This window comes from Egibacteraceae bacterium (assembly GCA_035540635.1).
GTDB lineage: Bacteria > Actinomycetota > Nitriliruptoria > Euzebyales > Egibacteraceae > DATLGH01.
The window spans coordinates 52396-58529 of sequence record DATLGH010000042.1; the positions used below are offsets into that span (position 1 = coordinate 52396).

Consider the following 6134-nt stretch of genomic DNA (forward strand, 5'->3'; position numbering starts at 1 on the left):
CCGCCCTCCGCCTCACCTGACCCCGCCGTCAGCCGGGGAGGCGGAACGAGCGGTCGGCGGTGACCGCCGGCGTGTCCATCTGCGCCTTCTGCAGTCTGCCGGCGTAGTCCCAGTTCATCGACTGCCAGCGGGTGAACTGGTCGAGCACCCACCGGCCGGACAGGCGCCCGCCGTTGCCCGACTTGCCGTTGCCGCCGAACGGCAGGTGCGCCTCGGCGCCCGACGTGGAGTTGTTCACGCTCACCATCCCCGCCGACACCCGCTCGCGGAAGCGGAACACCGCGCGGGGCGAGCTGGTGTAGATGGCCGCCGACAGTCCGTAGCCGTGGCCGTTGGCGAGCGCGACCGCCTCGTCGAAGTCGGCGAAGGACGCGACGCCGACGATCGGGCCGAACGTCTCCGAGCGGTAGAGCTCGTCCTTCGGCGTGACACCGTCGACGATCGTCGGGTGGCAGTAGAGGCCGGCGTCGGGGTCGCCGACGAACCCCGGGCGCGGGTTGTCCGCCGTGATGCGCCCCACGCCCGGCGAACCGAGCAGCCGGTGGTGGCCCTCGACCAGGTCGAGCCACCCGAGGAAGCGGTCGCAGAAGCGCTGCGAGATCATCGGCCCGTACAGCACGTCGGCCATCGGGTCGCCGACCGGCGCGGACTCGACCGCGGCGGTGAAGCGGTCGAGGAACGCGCCATGGACCGCCTCGTGGACGATGACCGTCCCGAGCGAGGTGCAGCGCTGGCCGGCCGTGCCGAAGCCGCTGAACAGGGCGCCCTCCACCGCCAGGTCGAGGTCCGCGTCGGGCATCACGACGAGTGGGTTCTTGCCGCCGAGCTCCAGGCAGGGCGTCTGCAGGTGCCGCCCGCACAGTTCGCCGATGCGCCTGCCCACCTCGGAGGAGCCCGTGAAGCCGACCTTGTCCACCAGGCCCGCGTCGAGCGCCGCGGACAGCCCCGTGAAGGTCGTCGGCCCGTCGGCGAACACGACGTTGACCGCGCCGGCGGGGAAGCCGGCGTGCAGGAACAGCTCAGCGAGCGCCTCGCCGACCGCCGGGGTGTAGTCCGCCGGCTTCCACACGACGGTGTTGCCGCACAGCAGGGCAGGGACGAGGTACCACGCCGGCACGGCCACGGGGAAGTTGCCGGCGGTGACGACCGCCGCCACGCCAACCGGCACGCGGAACGTGAAGAGCTGCTTGTCGGGCATCTCGCTCGGCACGGTCTGCCCGTACAGCCGCCGGCCCTCACCGAGGAAGAACTCGGCGGTGTCGATGACCTCCTGCACCTCGCCGAGCGCCTCGGCGTAGGGCTTGCCGATCTCGCGGGTCACGAGACGCGCGAGCACCTCCTTGTTGTCCTCCACGAGCCGTCCGAGCTGCCCGACCGCCCGGCCGCGCACGGGTGCGGGCACCGCCGACCAGGTCCGCTGCGTCTCGCGGGCCACGCGGCACGCGTCGACGAACGTCGCCGTGTCGGCGAGGCGCACCTCGGCGACGACCTCGTCGGTGTGGGCGGGGTCGACCGACGCCGACTTGCCGCCGGCAGCGTCGGGCCGGCGCTGTCCGTCGATGATCGAGGAGACCGTGCGGGCCAACACTCACACTCCGGCGATCGCCGAGAGAACGCGGTTGAGGGCTGCGCACGCGATCGCGAGCTCCTCCTCCGTCACGGTCAGCGCCGGCCGGAAACGCACCGAGCGGGCGCCGCCGGGAAGGACGAGGACGCGCTCGTCCCGATAGAGCCCCCGCACGACGGCGTCCCGCGTCGGCCCGTCCGGCAGGTCAATGGCGCACATGAGCCCGCGTCCGCGCACGTTGTCGACGCCCGGATGACGGGCCGCCACACCGTCGAGCAGATCGACGAAGACCTTGCCGAGGGTTGCCGCCCGCGCCACGAGGCCCTCCTCCTCGACGACCTCGAGGATGCGCCGGGCGCGCACCATGTCGGCGAGGTTGCCGCCCCACGTCGAGTTGATCCGCGACGAGACCTTGAAGACGTGGTCGCCGACCTCGTCCAGGCGCCCGCCGCCCATCACGCCGCACACCTGCAGCTTCTTGCCGAACGCGACGAGGTCGGGTTCGACGCCGAGCTGCTCGTAGGCCCACCCGCTGCCGGTCAGGCCGCAACCGGTCTGCACCTCGTCGAGCACGAGCAGCGCGTCGTGCTGGCGGCACAGTGACTGCATCGCCTGGAGGAACTCGGCGCGCAGGTGGTTGTCACCGCCCTCGCCCTGGATCGGCTCGGCGAGGAAGCAGGCGACGTCGTGGAGATGCGCGGCGAACGCGGCCTGGGCCTGCTCGAGCGCCCGCGCCTCGGCGGCCTCGACGTGATCCCGATGATCCTCCATGGGGAACCGCACCGCCGGCACGTCGACGCGGGGCCAGTCGAACTTCGGGAAGCGGTCGGTCTTGACCGGTTCGGTGTTCGTGACCGACAGGGTGTAGCCGCCGCGCCCGTGAAACGCTCGGGTGAGGTGGAGCACCTTCGAGCCGAGCGCAGGGGAACGCCCGGCCGCCTCGTTGTGGCGCGACTTCCAGTCGAACGCCGCCTTCAGGGCGTTCTCCACCGCCGGCCCGCCCCCTTCCACGAGGAACAGGTAGGGCAACGCCGGGTCGCCGAGGACTCGGGTGAAGGTCTCGACGAACTCCGCCATCGGCACGGAGTAGATTTCGGAGTTGGCCGGCTTGTTCAGCGCCGCGGCAGCCAGCTCGGCGCGAAAACCCGCGTCGTCGGCGAGCGCCCGATGGTTCGATCCGAGCGGCGACGACGCGTAGTGCGTGAACAGGTCGAGGTAGCGGTCGCCGTTGCGCGCGTCGACGAGCCAGGACCCGCGGCTGGCGGCGAGGTCGAGGACGAAGTCGTAGCCGTCGACGAGCAGGTGGCGGCGAAGCGTTGCGTGCACATCTGCGGCGCGGACCATGCTCGTCAGTGTCGCAGGCGCCACGCCGGGGGAGGGCGGGCGAAGCGTCGGACGTCCCGGCCCCGCGCGACGAAGCGTAGAATCGACCGACGATCCGTGTGTGGCGGGGAGTCCCCGTGGACGAGTTCGACCGCAGCCTCGTACAGCAGCTCCGCTCGGACGCACGGCTGTCCATGGCTGAGCTCGGACGGCGCATCGGCCTGTCACGCACCGCCACCCTCGCCCGGGTACGACGCCTGGAGGCCGACGGGGTCATCCATGGCTACCACGCCGACGTGCGCGACGCGCCGCCGGCCCGCGCGCACTGCGCGCGGGTCGGCATCGTCGTGCGGACCGCCGACCTCGCCGGCTACGTCCGGCGTCTCGCCGCCTTCCCCGAGCTGCAGGAGGCGGAGACGGTCGCAGGCGAGCTCGACCTGCTCGTGCGCTTCGCCGCTCCCGACGCCGCGCGCCTCGACGAGATCCTCGACCGGATCAACGCCTGGGCGGAGACCGTGCGCACGACCACCTACGTCGTGCTCACCCGGTACGTGGGCGGCCCGGCCGGCGAGCGGCGACACTGACGTGGTGGAAGATCAGCCCGCCAACCGCTGGCTCGCGACACGGGCGGAGTCCCGTGGCGAGACCTACGACAACGCCTTCGACGAGCTCGCCGCGTCGGGCGCCGACGTGCACGGCGAGGCGGCTTTCGTCGAGGCGCTCCGCCCACGCTCGGTCCTCGACGCCGGCTGCGGTACGGGGCGCGTCGCCGTCGAGCTCGTCCGGCGGGGGATCGAGGCGGTCGGCGTCGACCTCGACCCGGCGATGCTCGCGGTCGCCCGCCGCAAGGCTCCCGACCTGCAGTGGGTGGAGGCGGACCTCGAGACGGTCGACCTCGGGCGGCGCTTCGACGTCGTCGTCGCTGCGGGCAACGTGTTCATCTTCCTCACTCCCGGGAGGGAGGCGGCGGTTACGGCCAACCTCGCGCGCCATCTCGAGCCCGGTGGCCTGCTCGTCGCGGGCTTCCAGCTGGACGAGGACGGCCTGACCCTCGCCGACTACGACGCGTTCTGCGCCGCCGCGGGCCTCGACCTCCTCGCGCGGTTCGCCACCTGGGACCGCGAGCCCTACGAGGGCGGGGACTACGCCGTCTCGGTGTCGGGCCGCCGCGGGTGACGGTCGAAAGGGCGGCCGGTGCCGGAGCCGCGCCAACTCGAGGAGGTCCCTCCGGGTGGTCAGGCGTCGAGGACGTGGACGGTGAAGGTGTACGTGTCGCGGGCGTCCGAACCCCACGGCTTCGCGTACGTGCAGTACAGGACTGCCGTGCCCGCAGCCGAGGCGACCGCGCTGAGCACGTGGCGCGGCTCACCGGCCTCCTCGTCGAGGCGCTGCCCCGTCACCTCGACGGCCTCGCCCTCCACCTCGACGCTCCAGAGGTGGTTCGGGACGATGCGCGTTGCGAGCGTGAGGTCGAAGGTCTGGCCGACGACGATCTCGAGCGTCTGCGGGGGGCGCTCGACGATCTCGTCGGGGGGGCCGTGGACGGGACCGGCGATCTCGGCGGGGACACCCAGATCCAGCCGTCGCGCTCCTCGACCGGATACGTCGTGAGGTAGCCGGGCTTCAAGCGCTCGAGCGCCTTCGGCGACGCGTCGCGGCTCGGCAGGATGTTGCGGCCTGTCCGGGGGTCGTAGACGAACTTGTGCTGCTCGCACCGGATGTTCCCGGAGAAGATCGTCGCCCGGCGCAGGGTCGTGCCCTGATGCGGGCAGTAGGCGCCGATCGCGATCACCTCGCCGGTCGCAAGGCGGGTCAGCAGGACGCTCTGGCCGTCGACGTCGACCTCGCGGATCTCCGGCACCGCGATGGTCCCTGCGGTGGCCTGGTCGCGCAGGCGCGCCGGGCTGTCGGCGCGCGAGGCGGGGAGCGGTAGCTCCTCGGCTCGCAGGACTCGGCGAAGCGCGCGGTCAGCCATGCGGACCTCCTGCAACGTCGGGGATCGCTACGGCTTCGCGTCGGCCTGCTCGCGGGCGTCGGCGTCCTCGCGCGGCGGTCCGTAGGACCAGTCGCGGCGCTTTCGGTAGTACTCGGGGTCGAAGACGACGCCGCCCGTGTCGTCGTCGATGGTGACGATCTTCGGGATCTCGACGGCGACCGCCGGGTCGGTCGCCACGCCGACGTGGTCGATGAACGCCTGCGGGAAGGCCTCCAGGGTGCTCGCGATCAGCAGCGACGCCCCGACCGGCAGGTAGCAGCGGTTGAGGTCCGTCACCGTCACGCAGCGCTTGCGGATCTCCTCGATGTCCCCGTGCGTCCCCTCACCGCGCACGAGGCGGTCGAGGCGCTCGTAGAGCTCGCCGGTGCCGAGCTTGCACGCGAGGCACTGACCGCAGGACTCGATGGCGAGGAAGCGGGCGAGGACGGCGGTGACCTGGACGATGTCGCGGTGCGGGCCGTAGACCATGAAACCGCCGCTGCCGAGACCCGTGCCCGCCTCGGCGAACGAGTCGAAGTCCATCGGCAGATCGAGGAGGTCGGGGGTGATGACGGTGTTCGACGTGCCGCTGTAGATCGCCATGACGTCGGTCCCGCCGGCGATGTCGCAGATGAGGGTGCGCAGCGGCGTGCCCATCGGCAGCTCGTAGAAGCCGGGGTTCTCCACGTCGCCGACGACGGTGAAGATCATCGTCCCCGGGGTCTCGTGCGTGCCCCGCTCGCGGAACCAGTCGACGCCCTTGGCGAGGATGTGGGTGACGTGCGAGAGCGTCTCGACGTTGTTCACCACCGTCGGGTTCGGCGAGTGCATGCTCGCGAACAGGCCCATCTGGTAGGGCGGCAGGATCCGCGGCATCGGCAGCTTGCCCTCGATGACCTCGAGCATGGCGGACTCCTCACCGTAGAGGTACTCGTCCGGGCCGGGCACGATCGTCACCGCGTCGGCGCCCCGCCAGCCTGCATCGACCATCGCGTCGCGGGCGTCCTCCAGCCGCGCGCGCTCGTGGTGGAACCGCTGCTTCGTCGCGATGAAGGCCCGGACCGCACCGCTCGCGTACATGCCGATGAGCACGCCCTCGACGAGCTGGTAGGGGTTGCGAGCCATGAGGACCCGGTCCTTGTACGTGCCCGGCTCGCCCTCCGCGGCGTTGCAGACGAGGTAGACCTCCGAGCCGTCGCTCGCGCTCTGCGCCACCGACGCCCACTTCATCCCCGTTGGGAACCCCGCCCCTCCCCGCCCGCGCAGGCC

Annotated in this window: 6 protein-coding genes; 2 read left to right on the top strand and 4 right to left on the bottom strand. The window is 71.9% G+C overall.

Annotated elements, in window-relative coordinates; translation table 11 throughout:
* Positions 1-28: 28 nt before the first annotated feature.
* A complete protein-coding gene (locus VM324_07430; protein HVL99107.1) occupies positions 29-1588 on the bottom strand; it encodes an aldehyde dehydrogenase family protein in 1560 nt (519 codons plus the stop codon).
* Positions 1589-2911: an L-lysine 6-transaminase gene (gene lat / locus VM324_07435; GenBank protein HVL99108.1), complete on the bottom strand. Its 1323-nt coding sequence runs from the start codon at positions 2909-2911 to the stop codon at positions 1589-1591.
* 116 nt (positions 2912-3027) lie between these two features.
* Here lat and VM324_07440 point away from each other — a divergent pair, with 116 nt between their 5' ends.
* Entirely contained in the window at positions 3028-3474 is a 447-nt protein-coding gene (locus tag VM324_07440) for an Lrp/AsnC family transcriptional regulator (GenBank protein ID HVL99109.1), read from the top strand.
* Between the two features lie 4 nt (positions 3475-3478).
* Positions 3479-4066, top strand: coding sequence for a class I SAM-dependent methyltransferase (locus VM324_07445; GenBank protein ID HVL99110.1), 588 nt, complete (start codon positions 3479-3481; stop codon positions 4064-4066).
* A gap of 59 nt (positions 4067-4125) precedes the next feature.
* Here the strand turns inward: VM324_07445 and VM324_07450 are convergent, their stop codons facing one another.
* Together VM324_07450 and VM324_07455 are read right to left on the bottom strand one after the other, a co-directional pair.
* Entirely contained in the window at positions 4126-4605 is a 480-nt protein-coding gene (locus tag VM324_07450) for a hypothetical protein (GenBank protein HVL99111.1), read from the bottom strand.
* A 287-nt stretch (positions 4606-4892) separates the two neighbouring features.
* Positions 4893-6134, bottom strand: a 1242-nt coding sequence (locus VM324_07455) for an NADH-ubiquinone oxidoreductase-F iron-sulfur binding region domain-containing protein (GenBank protein ID HVL99112.1), incomplete at its 5' end; no start/stop codon positions are given.

What these genes read in the sequence shown, in the direction of transcription:
- lat (HVL99108.1), bottom strand. Translation starts at nt 2,911, where the DNA reads ATGGTCCGCGCCGCAGATGTGCACGCAACGCTTCGCCGCCACCTGCTC.